12 protein-coding genes are annotated in these 20,639 nt (G+C 40.0%); 5 read left to right on the top strand and 7 right to left on the bottom strand.

Annotated features, from left to right (window positions below; all coding sequences use genetic code 11):
* Window positions 1–7: 7 nt before the first annotated feature.
* Together NSTC745_RS27065 and NSTC745_RS27060 are read right to left on the bottom strand one after the other, a co-directional pair.
* Entirely contained in the window at window positions 8–2,590 is a 2,583-nt protein-coding gene (locus tag NSTC745_RS27065; protein WP_445633743.1) for a GAF domain-containing protein, read from the bottom strand.
* Between the two features lie 447 nt (window positions 2,591–3,037).
* On the bottom strand, window positions 3,038–4,570 hold the full coding sequence (locus tag NSTC745_RS27060) for a SagB/ThcOx family dehydrogenase (RefSeq protein WP_445633742.1): 1,533 nt from the start codon (window positions 4,568–4,570) through the stop codon (window positions 3,038–3,040).
* A gap of 283 nt (window positions 4,571–4,853) precedes the next feature.
* On the opposite strand from NSTC745_RS27060, the gene NSTC745_RS27055 reads away from it, so the two are divergent.
* Together NSTC745_RS27055 and NSTC745_RS27050 are read left to right on the top strand one after the other, a co-directional pair.
* A complete protein-coding gene (locus tag NSTC745_RS27055) occupies window positions 4,854–5,705 on the top strand; it encodes an alpha/beta fold hydrolase (protein WP_445633741.1) in 852 nt (283 codons plus the stop codon).
* Between the two features lie 197 nt (window positions 5,706–5,902).
* Window positions 5,903–7,597 (top strand): protein kinase domain-containing protein, encoded by a 1,695-nt coding sequence (locus NSTC745_RS27050; RefSeq protein WP_445633740.1) that lies wholly within the window; start codon window positions 5,903–5,905, stop codon window positions 7,595–7,597.
* Window positions 7,598–7,774: 177 nt separating this feature from the next.
* On the opposite strand, the gene NSTC745_RS27045 is transcribed toward NSTC745_RS27050, so the two are convergent.
* The 4 genes from NSTC745_RS27045 to NSTC745_RS27030 form a co-directional block, all read right to left on the bottom strand.
* The gene (locus NSTC745_RS27045; RefSeq protein ID WP_445633739.1) at window positions 7,775–8,563 is read right to left on the bottom strand and encodes an ABC transporter permease; all 789 of its coding nucleotides are present in this window, start codon (window positions 8,561–8,563) and stop codon (window positions 7,775–7,777) included.
* A gap of 76 nt (window positions 8,564–8,639) precedes the next feature.
* Window positions 8,640–9,623, bottom strand: a complete 984-nt coding sequence (locus NSTC745_RS27040) for an ABC transporter ATP-binding protein (protein ID WP_445633738.1) — start codon at window positions 9,621–9,623, stop codon at window positions 8,640–8,642.
* A 449-nt stretch (window positions 9,624–10,072) separates the two neighbouring features.
* Window positions 10,073–11,719 carry an ABC1 kinase family protein gene (locus NSTC745_RS27035; RefSeq protein WP_445633737.1) on the bottom strand — a complete coding sequence of 549 codons (1,647 nt, stop codon included), beginning with the start codon at window positions 11,717–11,719 and terminating at the stop codon, window positions 10,073–10,075.
* 265 nt (window positions 11,720–11,984) lie between these two features.
* Entirely contained in the window at window positions 11,985–13,049 is a 1,065-nt protein-coding gene (locus NSTC745_RS27030; RefSeq protein WP_445633736.1) for a mannose-1-phosphate guanylyltransferase, read from the bottom strand.
* Window positions 13,050–13,164: 115 nt separating this feature from the next.
* Between NSTC745_RS27030 and NSTC745_RS27025 the strand changes: the two genes are divergently transcribed.
* The 3 genes from NSTC745_RS27025 to NSTC745_RS27015 all read left to right on the top strand — a co-directional run bounded on the left by NSTC745_RS27025 (window position 13,165) and on the right by NSTC745_RS27015 (window position 16,383).
* The gene (locus NSTC745_RS27025; protein ID WP_445633735.1) at window positions 13,165–14,679 is read left to right on the top strand and encodes an LCP family protein; all 1,515 of its coding nucleotides are present in this window, start codon (window positions 13,165–13,167) and stop codon (window positions 14,677–14,679) included.
* Between the two features lie 224 nt (window positions 14,680–14,903).
* A complete protein-coding gene (locus NSTC745_RS27020) occupies window positions 14,904–15,410 on the top strand; it encodes a pentapeptide repeat-containing protein (protein ID WP_445633734.1) in 507 nt (168 codons plus the stop codon).
* Between the two features lie 46 nt (window positions 15,411–15,456).
* Complete coding sequence (locus NSTC745_RS27015; RefSeq protein ID WP_445633733.1) at window positions 15,457–16,383, top strand: hypothetical protein; 927 nt, start codon at window positions 15,457–15,459, stop codon at window positions 16,381–16,383.
* A 193-nt stretch (window positions 16,384–16,576) separates the two neighbouring features.
* On the opposite strand, the gene NSTC745_RS27010 is transcribed toward NSTC745_RS27015, so the two are convergent.
* The gene (locus NSTC745_RS27010; protein WP_445633732.1) at window positions 16,577–20,104 is read right to left on the bottom strand and encodes a GAF domain-containing sensor histidine kinase; all 3,528 of its coding nucleotides are present in this window, start codon (window positions 20,102–20,104) and stop codon (window positions 16,577–16,579) included.
* Window positions 20,105–20,639 lie beyond the last annotated feature (535 nt).

The following is a 20,639-nucleotide window of genomic DNA, read 5'->3' as shown; positions in this document are numbered from 1 at the left end:
ATATTTACTAATCCAAAGTTAACTGTGTGAATTGGATTTTGAATACTGTTCCACGATCGCGTTCTAGAGTAATCTCACCTTCGAGTTGTTCTGTAACTAAGTCATACACTAAAGAGAGGCCCAAAGAACCAGTATTTCTCCAATCTAAATTATCTGGTAAACCAATACCGTTGTCTTGGATAGTCATCTCGATAATATTATTAAGATTTCGTAAAGTAATATGAATTGTACCTGCTTGTTGGTTGGGAAAAGCGTGCTTGAGGGCATTGGAGATTAATTCGTTAATCACCAGCCCGCAAGCAATGGCTTGGTCAATATTTAAGCTAACTGAATCTATCTCAGTTTCTAAGGCAATTGTACCGGGAACTATTTGATAAGAAATTAACAGGCTGGTTGCCAAATGATGGATATATTCACCAACATCAATTTGTCCAATGTTAGCGGAAATATATAAATTTTTGTGAATTAGAGATATTGACTCGATACGGTTCTGGCTTTCTCTGAGAACTTTAATGACTTCTGGGTCTTTAATTGTGTGAGACTGGAGTTGCAATAAGCTAGAGACAATCTGCAAATTGTTTTTAACTCGATGATGTACTTCTTTTAAGAGAACTTCTTTTTCAGCCAAGGCGCTTCTGAGCTTTCTTTCAACTTTTTGTCTTTGAACAAGTTCAGTTTGAGCTTGCTCAAAAATGCTAGATTGTTGAATGGCGATCGCCAACTGTACTGTAACTCCATCGAGCAAATCTAATTGATTTTCTTCCCACTCCCGAAAGCGAGAACATTGGTGAGCGATTAGTAAACCCCAAATGCGCGAACCAGGATTTTGAGAGTTTACTTCTAGTAAAATAGGTACGACTAAATTTGCTTTGACATCAAACCGTTCTAATAGCTCAATATGACACTCAGTTAATCCAGCTTGATAAATATTAGCGATCGCTCGTTTGCGTCCTTGATAATACTCTATCCCTGCACCTTCTTGAAAACAAGTATCATGAATCTCTACGCCTAAAGAAACCGTCCATCCAGGCTCTACGGATTCTGCCATAATTGTGCCGATCATCTCAGAGTCAAACTGATAAACTACTACTCGTTCAACCTTTAGCAAATTTCGCACTTCTTCAACTGTTGCATTGAGAATATCTTGCAGATTCAAAGATTGACGAATTCTTTGAGCGACAGTCCTCATCAATTGCTCTCGTTCGGCTTGAGCAATAATCGCAAGTTCAGTTTGCTTGCGTTCTGTGATATCTTGCCCAATACCGATAATTTGGCCATTTGGAAGTTTAACATTAGTCCAAGACGTATCTAGTAAACGGCCATCCCGCATTTGAATTTTAAAGTCACCCCAGTTGCGTTGGGCAGACTGAATAAAATTAATCACATACTGACGATATTCGGGATTAGGATATAAGACTTCTAGAACATCAGAATTTTGAAAATCTTGGAATTTCCTACCTAGAACACTTTCCCACTCTTGGTTCACCCACTGGAGTTTACCATTAGGATTAATGAGTGCGATCATCAACGGTATATTTTCAAAAATTAACCGCAAAAATTCATTTTTTTCCTGAAGTTTAGTTTCAATTTTTTTGCGATCGCTGATATCATAAAATACTGTTAAAATTGCTGCTTCGTTATTAAAATTTAAATATTGTAGTGAAGCGATCGCCCAAAAATAAGTACCATCTACTCTTTTTAATTCAAGTTCATAATTCCGAATACAACCATCTTGTTTTAACGCTTCTGACAGTATTTTGAAATCTGCTAAATTATGGTATAATTCTAATAAATATTTGCGGTTCACTAAATCTATTTGAGAAAATTTAAAAGCTCTAATTAACTCAGGATTAGCATATAAAATTAAACCATCAGATACACGTGAAATAATTAATGGCACGGGAATAGCTTCAGCAATGGCTCTAAATCTCGCTTCACTTTCTTGAAAGCTTATTTGTATTTGTTTCTCTGTAATATCTTTTCTGTTAACTAACTGAGCTTTATGATTGGCATAGCCTATTGGATGGGAATTTTCGTCAAATACCCACATGGGATTAGGATTTGGAGAAAAAATAAGATTAAAGCTTTTTTGGATATCATCAATAATTTTTTGCCGATGTAACTCTAAATGGATGATTATTTGTTGAGCCAAATTTTGTAAAGCTATTTGCTCCTTGGGATTCAAGTTTCGTACAGCAAAATCAATCACACAAAGAGTACCTAATGCAAAGCCATCAGAGGTAATTAGAGGAATTCCTGCATAGAAGCGAAAACCATTATTTGATGTTACAAAAGGGTTTGTGGCAAACCGTTCATCCTCCAAAGTGTCGGGAATAATTAATATTTGACTTTCCCTGATTGTATAATTACCAAAGGAAATGTTTCGAGCCACTTCCGAAGTAGTTATTCCAATTTTTGATTTGAACCACTCGCGTTCTGCATCTACTAAAGTAATCAAAGCAATTGGTGTTTCACAAAAGTTAGCAGCTAGTTGAGCTAGTCCATCAAAAACTTTTTCTGGAGGTGTATCTAAAATTTGATACTGATTAAGTACTTCTAATCGTTGACTTTCGTTTTCAGGAAATAGCATTAATTTTTAGCGATAAAACCATTTTTGATACTTAATATTGATATACTTGAATTGTAAAAAAATCCCAATTACGGAATTATTGCTTTTATAAAATACTTATTTTATTCTTTTGAATTAGTTAAAATTTCTTTTTTAATTAACTAAATTTTTTTAAAAATTATAATTTATCCTCTATAGTCTTTCTGACATATTCTACTTGATTTTAAATAAGTATTTTTAATTAAGTTAACAACTTTTATAAAAAACAAACAATCTTCATCAGTACTTAATACGTACTACAAAGTTATTTATATTACAATTAAATGCTTATTGTCAGGGTATTAACCCTGTAAAAAAGTAAAAGTAAAAGCATATATTTGCCACCAAACATTTAGCAACGAAATCGAGCCGCTCCAGATGCAAAGAAATCAGAAAATCTGTGTACCCTTTGTATTGGAGCGGTTCGTTTTATCTTGGGCGTCCAAATGTAGTGATATATAAAACAGCTTCATCAGCAGGAATACCCAAAACTTCATTTACTTGGTTATCAAAGAATCCACCGATGCCACTAACGCCTATATTTAGGTGCATTGCAGCTAAATTCAGGCGTTGTCCTAAATGGCCAGCATCCATATGTAAATAACGGTAAACGCGATCGCCATACTGAGCGATGGCAGCCTTAAGATCGGCTGTATGAAATAGCACCGCTGCCGCATCTCGTCCTAATTCTTGCCCCAAGCAGAGAAAATGTAACTCTCGGCGGAAATTTTTAAACCGAATTTGGCGTAATTCTTGAGCTTTGGGCGCGTAATAATAACAACCCGCTTCCAGCCCTTTGACTCCACAAACAGCAATAAATGTTTCTATTAAATTCAAGTCAAAATAGTCTGGAGAAATATCTAAACCTTGATCGATGTAACTTTGCGGCTGATAGGTGAAATCAAGTAAACTTTTTAGTTCGTCAAAAGTTAAATCATCACCATTGTAAGCGCGGGTAGAACGCCGCTGATACATAGTCATTTCCAGTTCTGAAAGTTGTTCTCCCCACTGTATAGGCGTAGTGGTGGTGGGAATTTTCAAACAGAAAGGAAAATTGTATTTATCCTCCAAAGATTTTTTTTGTTTGATAGCTGGTAGATTGAGCTTGCCAGTTACACCGGGTTGAATTTGGGTGTGTTTGTGGAAGTATGTCAGCAGTTCGCCATCGGGAATTTGCGGATAACTCGTTTCAGTTGCAGAAGGTAAAGCAGTGCATCCCAAAGGCAGATTTTGATTAATATCTAACAAATCTGCCAGAGGTAGAATGGCGATCGCACCTTCATGTTGTGAATCAATATAAAGCAAATCATTTATTGATTCATCCACAAAACCGCCGATTAAATGGGGGCGATAATCGGTAATCGCACCAGCTAACTCGATATTGCCCAGAAGGTGACCCGTATCCAGAAAAATCCGACGGTAAGCCCGGTCTTCATAGCGCCAAGCAGAACGATAAAAAACCGCCGTCACAATAATTGCCAATTGCGTAGTTTCTAGGGAAGGGTGCCAGAAACAAGCTGCTTGTAGAGTTTGCCAAACATTGCTTTCCCAATAATGCATCAGCGAATGAGTCCGGCACTGGTAATTATACAGACCTGGAGGTAATAACGGCGTACCGCGGGAAACTAAATACACCTCCGCAGGATACAACCCGCCAGCACTCGGAGCCGCACGTAAATAAACCGCGCTTCCCATAGAAGGCATTTTCGCCGTTAGTCCATAGCTGCGAAACAGCAACCGCGAGAGCCTTTGCCACCATTGAGCATCTAGATTATTAGCAAATGCCTCTGGCTTTTCTTGGATATAAGGTTTGAGATCGTAAGTAGAGCCAATTTTGTATTCCTTGAAAGGTACTGGCTGCTTAGCCCAGTCTATCCTTTGAGTTTTCAAAGCCAGAGTCTCTGGGTCGTATTTAGTCCGTTCGTGATAATGCTGAGCAATTGATTGGTGTAATTCTGGCATAGTACTTTCAATATCCTTAGGGCATCCTTATTCTTAGATCTTGGCATTCATCAGTCTCATTATTTCGTGTCAATTAGTACAATCCTCAGACTCACAAAGTGGTATTTGGTAACTGAATTCGGGAAGTGCTGACTGCTGGCTGACGAGTTAGGAGTTAGGAATTAGAAGTTAAGAATTATTCTCCCCCTGCCTCCCCTGCCTCCCCTGCCTCCCCTGCCTCCCCTGCCTCCCCTTTCGCAGTACGATATAAACGCAAAGATATCTCTCCACAGATGGATGTGCAATGATGCCTGTACGTCAGACTTTATCAAAACCCGATATCCAGCTTTCTTATTTAGAGTGGAACCAGGGTCAAGAACCTTTACTGTTGTTGCACGGTTTAGGCGATCATGCTCTTGTGTGGTCTAATTTGGCAGATTACTTGGCGGCAGATTACCACATAGTCGCACCAGATATGCGCGGACATGGCGAAAGTAGTAAGCCAGAGAATGATTATAGCTTTGAGAGTGCGATCGCAGATCTTGAAGCACTCATGGATCGTCTCGGATGGACTTTTGCCCATATTGTTAGTCACTCTTGGACAGGCAAATTAGCTGCCATTTGGGCAAGACAAAACCCAAAGCGTTTGCGAAGCATAATTTTAATCGATCCAATTTTTATTTGGAAAATGCCCAGCTTCTTCAGGCTAACTTTTCCAATGTTGTATCGCTTCTTGCCTTTTCTTAAAAGTATGGGCCCCTTTGCCAGTCACGAAGAAGCCGAACAGCAAGCACGGCAACTAAAGCAATATCAAGGATGGAGTTCTCTACAACAGCAAGTTTTCCAAGCCGGAATTGAGCAAAAACCCGATGGTAGTTGGGGGAGCAAATTTACTATTCCCGCCCGCGATGGAATTTTTGCAGCAGTAATGCAAGTGCCTGGTTTTACAATTCCCCTTGATACCCCTGCCCTCTTCATCCAACCAGAACAAGGGCTGAACCGCCAAAATTGGCAAATCCAACCCTACAAAACCTATCTGAAAAACTTACGCATTTCCCAAGTTCCCGGCAATCATTGGCCATTTTTGACACAACCAGAGCCATTTAACCAAACCGTAGCAGCATTCTTAGCAGAACACAGATCGAAAATCTCATGATTATTTAAACGGGATTATCTCATAACAACAGAAGAATTAAGATGAGCGATGTCTATGGGTATGGGGAAAGGGAAAGGGGAAAAGGGAAAAGGGAAAGGGGAAAGATTAAATTTATTCCTTTTCCCTTTAACCTTTAACCTTTCCCCCTGCCCCACCTCCCCTGCTCCCCCTGCCTCCCCCACTCCCTACCCTCAGTCATGAGCCTTTGTATCAATCCCGTTTGTCCTAAACCAAATCACCCAAATAATCATCAAAACCGTTTTTGTCAAAGTTGTGGTTCTCATCTGGAATTGCTAGGGCGTTATCGGGTGAATTCTCTGTTAAGTGACAAAACAGGTTTTAGTAAAGTTTATGAGGCATACGAGCAAAATACCGCCAAAATCCTTAAAATACTCAAAGAAGATTTATCAAGCAACCCCCAAGCAGTAGAACTATTTCAGCATGAGTTCACTGTCCTTTTGAAACTGAATCATCCTGGCATTCCCAAGAAAGATAGTTACTTCCAATATCAAACTCGAAACGGTTTGGTTTTGCATTGCATCGCAATGGAAAAAATCGACGGTTGCAACTTAGAAGAATGGTTCCAACAGCACAATCAACCTGTTTCCCAAGAACAAGCGATCGCCTGGTTAAAACAGTTAACAGAAATTTTAGATTTAGTCCATAGCAAACAATACCTGCATAGAGATATTAAGCCATCCAACATCATGATTAAACCCGATGGGCAATTAGTAATCATTGATTTTGGTACTGCCAATGAAATTGTCAAAAACTCCCCAGACGAAAGCCCTAAAATGACGGCGCTGATGTCATCTGGTTACAGCGCTCCAGAGCAAATGAATGGTGAAGCACTGCCACAATCAGATTTCTTTGCTTTAGGACGCACCTTTGTATTTTTGCTAACAGGAAAACATCCCTTAGATATGTATGATGTCCAGCACAATTTGTTGCACTGGAAAAATCATGCGATCGCTATCTCACCCTTATTATTAAATTTAATTGATTGGCTCATAGCGCCAGATATACAAAAACGTCCCGTTAATGCACAGGAAATTTTGCAAACTTTAGAAGAAATTGAAACAAAACTAATAAAAAATAATACTTCAGATACCGAATTTGTAAATAAGGTTGAAACCGACGAAACGCTACCAATTACTGGAAATTTTTCCAATGCAAATAACAATTTAGAAAAATTACCCCTACTGCGGATTTTCGCAGCGCTGCTAGTAGTTTTAGGATTACTTAGTATAGTATTAATAGCAACGCAGACATCAAAAAGTTCTTTGATACCAAATTACGGGCAATTTGCCGAAAAAAAAGGCAATATTGATTATTTTCCCTATCAAGAAGGTAGAGATAGTCAGGGAAGAATCGCCAAATTTAACATAGCTGTTTTATCACAACAATATAAATGGGTTGTAGGCAGCAATTTTCAAATTCAACATAACGACCAAACTATTAGCCTTAACCTTTTAAAGTTGAACTTAGAACAAGAAGGAATACAGAATATAATGGAAGAACCTACTGAAATTATTTCTGTCGGTACAACTTCTTGCAAAGGGAATATAGAATTTCAACAACGCGTAGCTTTAGAACGTTCCTTACAAATACAACTTTTAGTAAAAAAAATATTTATTAATCAGCCCAGCATCAAAGGCTATCGCTTATTAAACTTGGGTCAATTTAAACGGAGTGATTGTCAAACACATCAGGATTTAACTACATATCAAAGAAGTATTATAATTATTGGCGTTAAAAAAGAATCAACGAGCGTAATTGTAGATGAAGCTTTACGAAATAGGTTAGAAAAAAAGCCTTTTGCTGATTTTAAATTAGAAGATTATTCTTTGGGTTCATTGGATAAATTTAAGACGATACCAACTAATTTATAATGCAATACGCTTGGTGCTAAAGATAATTGTAGTGGCGTGACAAGACTAAAATGTTGCAATAAATTTTATTGTAGGATGGGTGTCCTCACCCGTCCGGGCGGGCTTTCCGACCCACCCCACAACAGCTAAATTTTATGCACTATTTTAGCCTTGTCACGCTACTACGCTATTAATAATTTAAGCTCCCATCCCAGAATACCGCTTCAAACCCGCACGCCAAAGCAAGCGATTCGCACCCAAAAATATTAATATCCAACCCACCATTGAGAAAAATCCTCGCCATACATCGGCAGGTAGGCCTACCAAAATACTTGCAGGAAAATCAACCAAATAGGGAAAAGGTGTAAACATAACTATTTTCCGCACAGGTTCTGGAAAAACTTCTAAAGGTGCTATCAAACCAGATAAAAATAGATAAAACAACAACCAAAAATTTTCTAAAGCACTAGCCCGTTCTGTCCAAAAAGCCAACATAGCAAAGGTGTACTGAATTATAAAACGCAAAGTAAAAGCCAGCATCACGGCCAATATAAATAGCAAAAATTGGCTTAAACTTGGTAACCAAAAAGCTTGAGGATAAAGAATAAAAAATAATCCCATTAATAAAAAAGCAAAGCTCAAACGGGCAAATCTTTCAGAAATATGCCCCGCAAGATGATGCCATACTGGATCGATTGGTTGTAGCAATCTGGGCGAAAGCTTGCCTTCTACCACCTCTCTTTCAAAATCCCAAATTACCCAAGCCACGGTAAATTGCCTGACAAGAAAAACGGTAATGAAGTAACGTGCAAAATCTACAGGTGATAGTCCAAATTGCCCACCCTGGGCTGCTTGTATCCAGATACCCATGAGGATAATCGGCAAAGTTCCAGCCAAAACCCATAAAAGTAGTTCTGCTCGATATTCAACCATATAGGCATAGTATACAGAGAGAAAAGTTAAGGCTTTTCTGATTATCCGCTTCATCTATTTACTTCCCAAAACAAAGATTATTCGCAATTCACAATTCAGAACTCAGCACTCCTAACTCCTAACTCCTAACTCACTCCACCACCCCGGCCTGAAAAACTTGCCCAATCACCTGTTCTACAGGCGGTTCAGTAACTGTTAAATCAATTACCTCTAAATCGACCAAAATCTTAGATACAGTGCGAGTGAGCGCCTCTCGTGGCACCAGAAAACGCACTGTTCGCCCTTCTAGGAGTTGCACATCACCATAGGTCATGAGTTTTTGTATTGTTAGAGGTTGGGCTAACTCGATATCGACTTCGCGGTAAGGAGCGAAACGTTCTAACAGTCCATCTAAGCTACCGTCATACATTAGGCTTCCTTGATGAATCAATAGCACCCGTTGACACAAGGCTGTAATATCAGCCATGTAATGGCTCGTTAACAGCACTGTAGCTTGATAAATTTGATTGTATTCGCGCAAGAAGTCGCGCACCGCCGCTTGAGCATTGACATCTAGTCCCAGGGTTGGTTCATCTAGAAACAATACCTGGGGACGGTGCAAAAGTGCTGCTAATAGTTCTGCCTTCATCCGCTCGCCTAAAGACAACTTACGCACTGGTTGAGTAAGTTTGCCTTCCAAGGAAAGCATTTCTGTTAATTCTCCTACCCGCCGCTGGAACTCTTTATCGGAGATGTTGTACACAGCAGCATTAATTTTCAAAGAATCTAGGGCTGGTAAATCCCAGATTAACTGCTGCTTTTGCCCCATTACCAAAGTAATTTTTTGCAAAAATGCTTCTTGGCGACGAAAGGGGACTTGTCCAGCAACTCTGACTGTACCACTTGAAGGATGAATCAGCCCCGTGAGCATTTTGAGTGTAGTGGTTTTACCAGCACCATTTGGCCCCAAAAACCCCACTACTTCACCAGGAGCAATTTCAAAGGAAACATCGCGAACTGCTTGAATTGTGCGGTAGGTACGGCGAAAAAAGTGGCTGATTGTGCCTTTAATACCCGGATTTTTTATCGCCACAGGATAAGATTTGCTTAGCTTTTCAACAACGATAATTGACATATTTTTTATATTAGAACCACAGATCGGCAATTACAGTAGTTTTGAGATATTTAACCATAGATTGATACGGAAAATGGGAATGGGTAGAGACAAGGGTTAACCCTTGTCTGTACGGAGTAGGGAGTGGTGTAGTTCAATTATTTGAAAAGCTTTGTAAAAATTGAGAACCACAAAATACTTTTGTTGTCAACCTCTTCGCAATTGATCGTTTGTAATTTAAATGCACGAGCATAGTTGAGGATATAGGCTGCTTGTAAAATCCCTTTAGTAAAAGGCTTTCAAGCCTATTGGCTATTGCCTGTTTGTTCCCTGCTATAAATGCAGATGAAGCTCAAAAATAGATGAACACAGATAATTTATCTGTGTTTGTCTAGTTCCAAATAATCAAATGCAAATTTAGTAATCAGAAGTTCCCATATTGGGAGTTATTGACTCTAAAAGCATCAATTTTACCGTAAACGTCCCGATCGCAGCGTACTAATAATTAGCCACAAACCCAATAAACTAGCGGCTGCAAACAAAGCGCTGCTTAAAAAAGATAGCTGCGCCGTCTGCGCTCTGGTAGTAATAATTGCTGCTCCCATAATTAAGGAACCCACCAAAATGCTAAAAGATAATCGGTTAGCAGCATCGTCCATAGTCCGCCGCACGCCATCTAAGCCTCGCAGCGATAAATTCCACTGTAGGGTTTCGGAGGTAACTCGGTCTAATAACAGTTCAATTTGTCGGGGAGATTGCAAAGACAGACTTTTGAGATCTAAGGCTGTTCTTAGGAGCGATCGCACTGGATTATCCCCTAATAACTGCCGACGAAACAAGTCTGTGATTAATGGTTTGACTTCATCAAAAAAATTAAGCTCTGGGTTGAATGTCCGCGCTACACCCTCTAAATTCGCCAGGGTTTTGGCATACAATCCCATATTGCTAGGTAACCTAATTTTATTGTTGCGGGCAACTTGTAAAACTTCATAAATTATCTGACTGAAGTTTATTTCCGTTAGGCTGACGTTGTGATACTTTCGCAGCATCCGGTCATAATCATTTTCTAACCGCGATAAAATTACTGGTTGAGCAGAATCTGAAAGCTGCAAAGTTAACTGAGCGCACCGCCCAGCATCCAAATCAACGATCGCCAACAACATTTCTGTTAATATCTGCTGTGTGCGGGGATCGAGTCGTCCCACCATCCCACAGTCTAAAAGCGCAACCCGTCCATCTTTGAGATAAAACAAGTTACCTGGATGGGGATCGGCATGAAAAAATCCATCTATATATAGTTGCTGAAAAAATACCCGAAATAATAAAGTAGTTATTTCTTTACGCTCTACGGCAGGGTCTTTGCCATTGTTGCTGCTGTTCAAATCTGCCGCGAGGAACGGCACCCCGTCCAGCCATTCCATCACCAGCAATTTTTCTGTGGTCAAATCCCAATAAATTTCCGCAACCACTATTTGTTTGGGATCGTACCAGCGACTATTGGATAAGTTACGTCGCAGTTGGTCAGTAAAAGTTGCTTCTCGTGTAAAATCTAACTCAGCTTCCAAGGCTTTGGTAAATTCTTCGGCGATGGATTTGATTTCGTAGGTTTGCCCAAAATCAGTACGCGCCACTAAATCGGCAATACCTTGAATTAAAGCAATATCTTGGCCAATGGTAAGATCGATCCCCGGACGCTGCACTTTAAGAGCAACTTCTCGACCGTCTACTAATGTAGCTCTGTGCGTCTGGGCAATAGATCCCGCTGCTACTGGAACGGGATTGATTGTACTGAAAGTTTCTGCCAATGGGCGTTTTAGCTCTTTACGAATGACTATTTCCACCTCCGACCAGGGAACTGGCGGTACCTCATCTTGGAGGGTTGACAGTTCTTCTATGTAAGATGCGCTAAGTAAATCTGGACGGGTGGAGAGTAGCTGACCGAGTTTGACATAGACTGGCCCTAAATCTACCAGAATATTTTTTAAAACCGCAGGTGTAGGTAGCTGGGGTTCATCAGCTTTGCCACCAGTCAGCAACCTTCGCATATAGTCCCAGCCATTGCGAAGGAAAACTTCAATAATTTCTCGTTGACGGGGAACAGTTTGAGTTAGAAACATTTTGGGATGTGGGGAGTGTGGAAAGATGAGGGAGCAGGGGAGGCAGGGGAGGCAAGGGAAAGCAGGGGAAAAGGTCAAAGGGAAAAGGGAAAAGGAATAAATTTAATCTTTCTCGTTTTCCCCGGTTGGTGAGCTTGTCGAACCATACCCCTTTCCCTTTCCCCATGCCCTGTTTGCCCAATGCCCAATTCCCAATGCTCCTTTTTCAACATTCAAGTTATAATGAGAAAATAGACTTTTTAGCCTCTGCCAAGGGTTTTAACTTTTACAGCAGGTCGGTGAATCGGGAATCGCTCTGGAGAATTTTCAGGATCTGCTTAATTTCCTGGGTACGTTCTTTTTTAACAACAAGGGTGACGTTGCGATCGCGCACAATCACCACATCGTCTAAACCAATAGTAACAACTACATCCTCTGGATTTGAAGCATAAATAATTGCCCCCTCGGTATCTAGTCCTACATGGGTAGCAAGCTCTACATTGGGAGTCTCTTCTGTTTTCAGTAAGCGTTCGATCGCATTCCAATCTCCTAAATCGTCCCAACCAAAGTCAACTGGTAAAACGTATGCTAGACTTGTCTTTTCCATGAGTGCATAGTCTATACTCTTCTTAGGTAACTGGGGATAGACATTAGGCCCCTGTTGTTGTAATGGTTCGATGATTTCTGGAGCATGGGTGTGTAGTTCCTTGAGAACAACTCCTGCCCGGAAGACGAACATGCCACTATTCCAGCTAAAACGTCCCGTAGATAAAAAAGTTTCTGCTATTTCACGGTTGGGCTTTTCAGTAAAGCGGTTGACGTGATAAGCTGGCAACTCATTAAAGCTACCTATTTTTTCACCTTGTTCAATGTAACCGTAACCGGTTGATGGAAAAGTAGGCTTGATCCCCAGTGTGACGATGGCTTCTGTGGTCGTCGCCAGTTGCACAGCTGCACTTAGCGTGCGTGCAAACGCCTCTTGGTCGGCAATCCAGTGGTCAGCGGGGAAAAAGCCAATCACAGCGTCTTCACCATAACGTTGTTTGATTTCTAAACTTGTCCAAGCAACGGCGGCAGCGGTGTCTCTTCCTTCTGACTCAATTAGTAAGTTCCTAGATGGTAGATCGGGTAATTGTTGTCTAACCCCTTCGGCTATCTGACTAGAAGTGATTACCCACAAGGAATCCCACCCGCCAGCGAGTTTTAACAACCGATCGGCGGTTGCTTGTAATAAGCTTCTAGAGCTACCATCAAGACTTAAAAATTGTTTGGGTCGGTCTCGCCGACTTAAAGGCCAAAAACGTTCGCCTTTACCACCAGCAAGGATTACAGGGAACAATAAAGTATTCATGTTGTCATACACGTCTACTGAAGAACATTACAAGTTTACAGTGAGGTTTTCCACTGGCAATATTTGTAGCTTGCATTAACATACTTTTAGGGAGTGGTTCAGTGGGGAGATAATCGTGATAAAACAAGTCGAATGGTCGGAAAATCAGGTCACATCTGGGCAAGTAGTATTTGAAGATGAAGTGCGATCGCCGGAACTCGAACATCCGGAAAATCAAGCAACACTTCCATCAGTAGCAGACCCCCAAGAAGAGGTCGAACTCAAAGCGCCAGCAAATACCAACCGTAGCGTTGTCGAATCGGTGGGTGCAATTCCCAATCAGCTTTATGAGAGATTGGGCTTGACCATGCCTCGATGGCTGTTATGGTTCATGACGATTGTTATCGGCATCATATTATCAGGGCTGCTGGTGTCAACGTTAGCGTTATGGACTCCTTTATGGAGCAATTTAGATCGAACAGATGATGATTTAGGAACCGGTACTAAGGACGAGCAAAAAATCCCGCTACCGGGCGAGCTATGGAGCAAAATTTCTCAGTACAAGCTTTCACGACCGATGAACATCCTAATTATGGGGATTGAACCAGTCAAGGGTACTGTTGACGGTTCGCCAGAAAGCTTTGCTGGTAAAAGCGACTCTATGCTGCTAGTACGCCTCAACCCTAATGAAAAATCTGTACGGGTACTTTCCATCCCCAGAGATACGATGATTGCGATCCCAGAAAAGGGAGAAAAGGGTTTAACTAAAGTATCTGATGCCAATGCCCAAGGCGGGCCAGTTTTGGCTGCACGGGTAGTTAGCCGTACTTTAAACAATGCCCCAATCGATCGCTATATTCGCATTTCTACCAGCGGTTTACGCCAGTTAGTCGATCAATTAGGCGGAGTTGAAGTCTTTGTTCCCCAATCAATGGAATATAAGGACTCCAGTAGCCAGCTGTCGATTAATTTGGTTAGTGGTTGGCAAACCCTCAACGGCGAACAAGCAGAACAATTTGCCCGGTTCCGCGAACCCGGTTTGGGAGATCTGCCAAGGGTGCAGCGTCAGCAAGCACTCATCGCAGCACTGCTGCAACGCCTCAATAGCCCCACTCTCTTACCCAGGTTGCCTCAATTAACTCGCCTAATGCGAAAATACTTTGACACCAACCTGAAAATGGAAGAAATGATGGCGTTGGTCAATTTCGGTCTGAACTTAGATCGAGATAACTTCCAAATGACCGTTTTGCCTGGTACCTTTAGCCGCTTTAGCAAAGACCCTGATAGCTATTGGCTGAACATGACCGGACAACAAAGCCTGCTGAATGATTATGTTGGGGTAAATGTACCTGGTCTTAAGCCAGATACCCGTCGGGTTCCTAACCTCAAAATTGCTATTCAAAATGCTTCCAATCAACCTCAGTTAACTGAAAAAGTTATTGCTTATCTTAAACAGAAAGGCTTTACTAATATTTACAAAGTTCCTGATTGGCCAGATACCCAACGTCAAACTCAGATTGTTGTCCAAAAAGGCAACCGACAAGTTGGGGCTGATTTGCAACAAATCTTAGGTTTGGGTCAAATCGAGGTAGCGGCTATTGGTGATTTAGAATCTGACCTGACAATTCGTATTGGGAAAGATTGGAAATAGTCATTAGACCTCTTGCATAAATCAAAAAGAAGAACCCCACCCCGCCAAAGCTACGCTTTGTCTCCCCTCCCCTTGCTAAGGGGAGGGGTTGGGGGTGGGGTTTTGCAAGAGGTCTATTGGGCATTGCATTAGTCATTGAACAAATGATAAACCGCAAGTTATGAGCGTCGGCTTCCGGCGCTCATCGCTTTGTAAGATATAACTAATGACTAATAATTAAAGTTATGAAAAAGATTTTATTCCGCTTTTTGGGTTTGATTGTAATTTTGATACTAGCATTTATGTGGATAGTACTTAATCCCAAACCTGCTTTTGCTCAACTAAACACAATCAACTACAACAGTACAAATTTGGAAAATCGCGACTTTTCCCATACTGATTTGGCGGGTGTAACTTTTGTCGCTGCAGAAATGCGAGGGGCAAATTTTCAAGGCGCGAATTTAACCAACGCAATTCTGACTAAAGGAGTTTTATTAAAAGCAAATCTGGAAGGTGCGAACCTAACTGGCGCTTTAGTCGATCGCGTCACTATGGATGGTGCTAATCTGAAAAATGCCATTTTTACAGAAGCAACTTTAACCCGCAGCCGCTTTTATGATGCTGATGTCACTGGCGCTGATTTTAGCGATGCTTTAATTGACCGCTATCAAGTGTCGCTATTGTGTGAAAGAGCCGATGGCGTAAATCCAGTTACAGGTGTGTCAACGCGAGATAGTTTGGGTTGTAATTAGATAATCTGAGCGTTGAGATGTAAAACAGAGATATTTAACTCAAAAAATGGAAAATCAACCTTCTTTATTAGGTTATATATTATTAATTACTAATCTGCTTTTATTTTGGTATTTTCTCAGAGGTAAAAATTTCAAAATTGATGAGCAAACGCCAAATAAACTTAACTTTACTATTCAACCAAAGTGGTTTCTATTTATTGGGTTATTTATTGCACAAATAGGGATAATTTGCTTATATACTATTTTTACGATTATACCAGTCACACAACTAAGTTGTGAACGCGTACCACAAAATTTGCAAGCTTCCAGTATTGAACAAAAATCATCAACAATTATATGTCAGTTGAGAGAGTTTGATTTTTTTAGTAATCAAAAAAGCCAAAAAGAAATTTCTGGATTAATTGGAACTCGTTTAGAAAAACAAACTAAAACTGATAAGGAAGGAAAAGTATTCTATACATATCCAGTTGAGTTATTAACTAATACAGAAAGTATTCCATTTAGACGAATTAGTTACAGCGATTATTCTTTAGAAGAAGCAAAGTTAATCATATTAAAAATTAAGAATTTCTTGGCAGAGCCTTTAGAAAAAAGTTTAGTAGTTACGCAAGATGATACCGCAGGCGTTTATGCTGCAATTGGCGGAACCCTATTTTTCTTTTTAGTAGGTTTACTCATCATAGCAGCAGGTTCATTTATTAACTGTAATTTTGATAAAGAATCAAATAGTTTAACTATCAGCCGCTATCGATGGTTTGGGAAATTGGGTAAAGCGGTTTTTTTGTACTCGTTGAATGAAATTGTTGATATTAAAGTTGAAAAGTCTGATTCTAGCGAAGGTGGCTTTGTTTATCGAGTTACCTTAATGTTGGCATCTAGTGAAACCGTACCTTTGACTGGGTGCTATAGTTCTGGGTTTGAAGAGAAACAAGAAATAGTTAAGATGATAAAAAGTTTTCTCGCTGCAAATTAGTAGGTGTCTATAGCTCAAAAGGAATTAGTGCGATCGCATTCCAAATTATCCTAAACTATATTGACTACAAACGAACATAGCAACATGTCCCCTGACTAAAATTTGATATAATTTTTCGCTATTCAAATCCATGTAGAGACGTTGCATTGCAACGTCTCTACAAACATTTTGTCAGTACATGATGTGTCCGACATTAATTATCAGTGGGAATTTTAATTAAAAACTCTGTTCCTTCTCCGAGTTTGGACAAACATTTAATTTCACCATGATGTTTTTCAACCACAATTTGATAGCTAATAGACAATCCTAAGCCTGTACCTTTACCTGGTTCTTTTGTGGTGAAAAAGGGATCGAAAATGTGCGATCGCACTTCCTCTGGCATACCCAAACCATTATCAGCTATTCTAATTAAAACTTGCTTATTAACTATTTGGGTACTAATCCAAATAGTCAAGGGAATCCTGAGACGTTTTTCTCTTGAATTTAAATATTTTTGCTGGATAGTTTTAAATTTTTCTTCTAATGCATCAACACTGTTACTCAGGAGATTCATGAATACCTGATTTAATTGTGCGGGATAGCATTCGAGTAAAGGTAACGTACTATATTCTTTAATAACCTCAATAGCTGGGCGATCGCTATTACTTTTCAACCGATGCCCTAAAATCAGTAAAGTACTATTTAATCCTTCATGAACATCTATTGCTCTCAATTCCGCTTCGTCTGTACGAGAGAAATTCCGCAGTGATAGCACAATCTCATGAATGCGCTCTGCTCCTATCTGCATAGAATCAACTGTTTTGGGTAAATCTTCAATAATAAAGTCCAAATCAGTCTTTTCAAATTTTTTTTGCACATCTGGAAGTTGACGATAAAATTTTACAGCATCCAGTATTTCTTGAGTATATTCTTTTAAATGTATAAGATTGCCAAAAATAAAACTAATCGGGTTATTAATTTCATGAGCAACTCCAGCCAGAAGTTGTCCTAAACCAGCCATTTTTTCACCCTGAATTAATCGGCTTTGAGTTTGTTTTAGTTCTTGCAGGGCTTGAGTAAGTTCTGAAGTTTGACGTTTAGTTTGTTCGAGCAATTCTGCTTGCTGAATCGCAATTCCTAACTGCACTCCCACTTGAGCCAGAAGATTAATTTCCTCTTCTTTCCAATAACGCGGTTGGGAATTTTGATAAGCAACTAACAAACCCCATAGTTTTTCACCTTGACGAATGGGAACGAAAGTTTCGTTGCGTGGAAGTTCATTATCATCATCTGTATCTTCAAAATTTTCTAGAATCAATGGTTGAGTTTGTACCACAGGTTTCCAACCATCTTTAAAAGAATCTGCTACAAATTTACCGCTCCAATCTGAGTTAAAGCGGTAAATTGCGACTCGCTCGACTTCGAGTAGCTCTCGCACAGCTTGAGTAGTGGTTCTAAAAATAGTTTGAATATCAAGCGATTGACGTATTTTATCAATAGTTGCAGCTAATAATTCTTGTCGTTCCATTGCTTTTTCCCGTTCGGTAGCTTCTGCTAACTGGACAGCTTGCATTTGAACTTGTTTGATATAGGAATCTTGTTTTAATGCTACTCCTAATTGTTCGGCGATTTGAGTTGCAAATTCAATTTCTGATGGTTGCCATTGACGAGGAGCGTTACATTGGTGAATACACAGTAAGCCCCAAAGCTCGCCTTTTTTCAAAAGTGGAGCGACCATATTAGCACGTACTTGAAATGCTGCTAGAATTTGCACATAACAGCTTTGAAAACTTCCTTGATAAATATCAGCGATCGCATTTACTCGACCTTGGGCGTAAAGCGGTGCAAAATGTTCGCTAAAGCAGTGATCGTAAACTTGTTCTCCGATTGCTGAAGTCCAACCATCAGCCACATCTTCATAAACAAATTCTCCTTCCCAATCATTTTGAGGATTAAAACGGAACACCCCTACTCGGTCGGCTTTGAGTAGTTGCCGCATTTCTGTAACAGAAGTTTGAAAAATAGTATCTAAATCTAAAGATTCTCGAATTCTAGCAATAACACTAGTTAATATCTTTTGTTGTTCTGCTTGATATCGAGCTTCATGTAAAAGTTTATTATGTTGTAAAGCAACCCCCAAATTTTCTGCAATTTGGCTAACAAATTCAATTTCCGAAGGTTGCCAAGTTCGAGGATTACTGCATTGATGGACGCAAAATAACCCCCATAATTCACCTTGCTTTAATAAGGGAACCACAAGATTAGCCCGCACTTGAAATTTTCCCAGAATTACTGCATGACATTCACTTAATCCCGCGTCGTAAATATCTGCTACTGCTTGCACCCGACCTTGTTGATAATTAATAGCAAACTGTTCTCCAAAACAATGGTCGTATACTTTGGCTGCGATTACTGAGTCCCATCCAGTGACAACATCTTCCGAAATAAATTCTCCTTCCCAGTCTTTTTGAGGGTCGAAACGAAAAACTGCCACTCGGTCTGTTTGTAACATCTGCCGGACTTCCGTGACAGAAGTTTGAAAAATCGTATCTAAATCCAGCGACTTGCGAATGCGAGTAATTACGCTGGTTAATGTTTTTTGTTGTTCTGCTTGATACTGGGCTTGTGCTAACAATTCGTGATGTCGCAGTATGACACCAATTTGTGTGCCAATTTTACTTAAAGATTCGATTTCATAGGATTGCCATTCTCTAGTTGAGGCATTTTGGTAAGCAGCAATAATTCCCCAAAGTTTATCTCCTTGCAGAATTGGCGCACTTACAAAGGCTTTTACTTGAAATTGCTCTAACAGAGTAACATGGCAATCTGTTAATCCAGCTTGATAAATATCGTTAACTGTAAATGTCTCATTTTTAAGGTAGCGTCCTCCTTGAGTTTGTTGTAAATAAGTATCAGCGATCGCTCCTTGAATTCCAACTAAGGGAGTCCACCCTTCGGCAAATGATTCAGCTACAAAGCTACCACTCCAATCGGCATGGAAGCAAAAAATTGCAACTCGATCGGCTTGCAGTAGTTTGCGTATTTCTTCACTTGTTGTTTTAAAGATGGTGTCAATATCGAGAGGCGAACGAATTGTATCAACAAGCTGAGCGATTACTTGGTCGCGCTGGGCTGCTTGAGCTAATTTTGCAGCTTGTAATTGGACTTCATGAAGATGCTTTACTTGTTGGATGGCAACTGTTAAATGGTCAGCAATTTGGCGAATAAATTCAATTTCTGATTCTTTCCAATTACGAGCCTCGCTACACTGATGAATACAAATTAATCCCCATAGTTTATTCTCTCGCAATAGAGGAACAACAAGGTTGGCACGGATTTGAAATTGACCTAAAATTTTTATATGGCAATCACTCAGTCCCGCTTCATAAATGTCAGAAACTGCTTGCACTTTTCCCTGTTGATAACTAGCAGCAAATTCTTCTCCAAAGCAGCGATCGTGGACTTTGACTGCCATTGCTGAAGTCCAACCAACTGCAACATCTTCAGAAATAAATTCTCCTTCCCAGTTTTTTTCAGGATCGAATTGGAAGACTCCAACTCGGTCAGCATTGAGCAACTGGCGCACTTCTGTAACTGTAGTTTGAAAAATCGTCTTTAACTCAAGAGACTCCCGAATTCTTACAATCACACTCGCCAGAGCCTTTTGTTTCTCTAGTTGTTCTTGAAGTTGACTGCTTGACAATATAAGTTGATTTTCCGCGAAAGTTGAATTGAGTTCCATTGCTATTGATTTTAGGGATGTTTTACAAAAATTTATGATGTCAAACTTTGTCAGGTTGAAGAGTGTCAAGCTTCTGAGTATGACAAACTTCTTTTTGAAGTATCCAATTCTTGTAAAGAAGATGGTTATTGTTATAGTTCCCCTTTCTTGACTTATCTTCACAAGTCGTTAACAATTAGTCATTGGTCACTTGTCCTGAGTGACTTGTACTGAGCGTACCCCTGCCGGGAAGCAAGCTACGCGTAGCGTCTCGTAGAGAAGTCGAAGTAAGTCGTTGGCGCAGCCTCTTGCTCCAGAAGTATTAGTCATTAGTCATCGATCTTTTGTAAATACAAATGACAAAGTGCAAAGTCTATTAGTACTTTGTTCGCTAATTCGATCGAATGCCTGAGTATAAGATAAGTTGGTATAAAACTTTAACGTTTTTAAACATACATAAAAATATGTATACAGGCAGTAGTTGGCACTTGCCTAATGAAATATTGTTGTGGTTTTGTGGGGATCGCTTTGCCACTCCTTCTAGTACGTCTCCAAG

This window comes from Nostoc sp. DSM 114161 (assembly GCF_052692665.1).
Note: the sequence above shows the minus strand (reverse complement) of the source record. Positions and strands in the feature narration are given on the sequence as shown.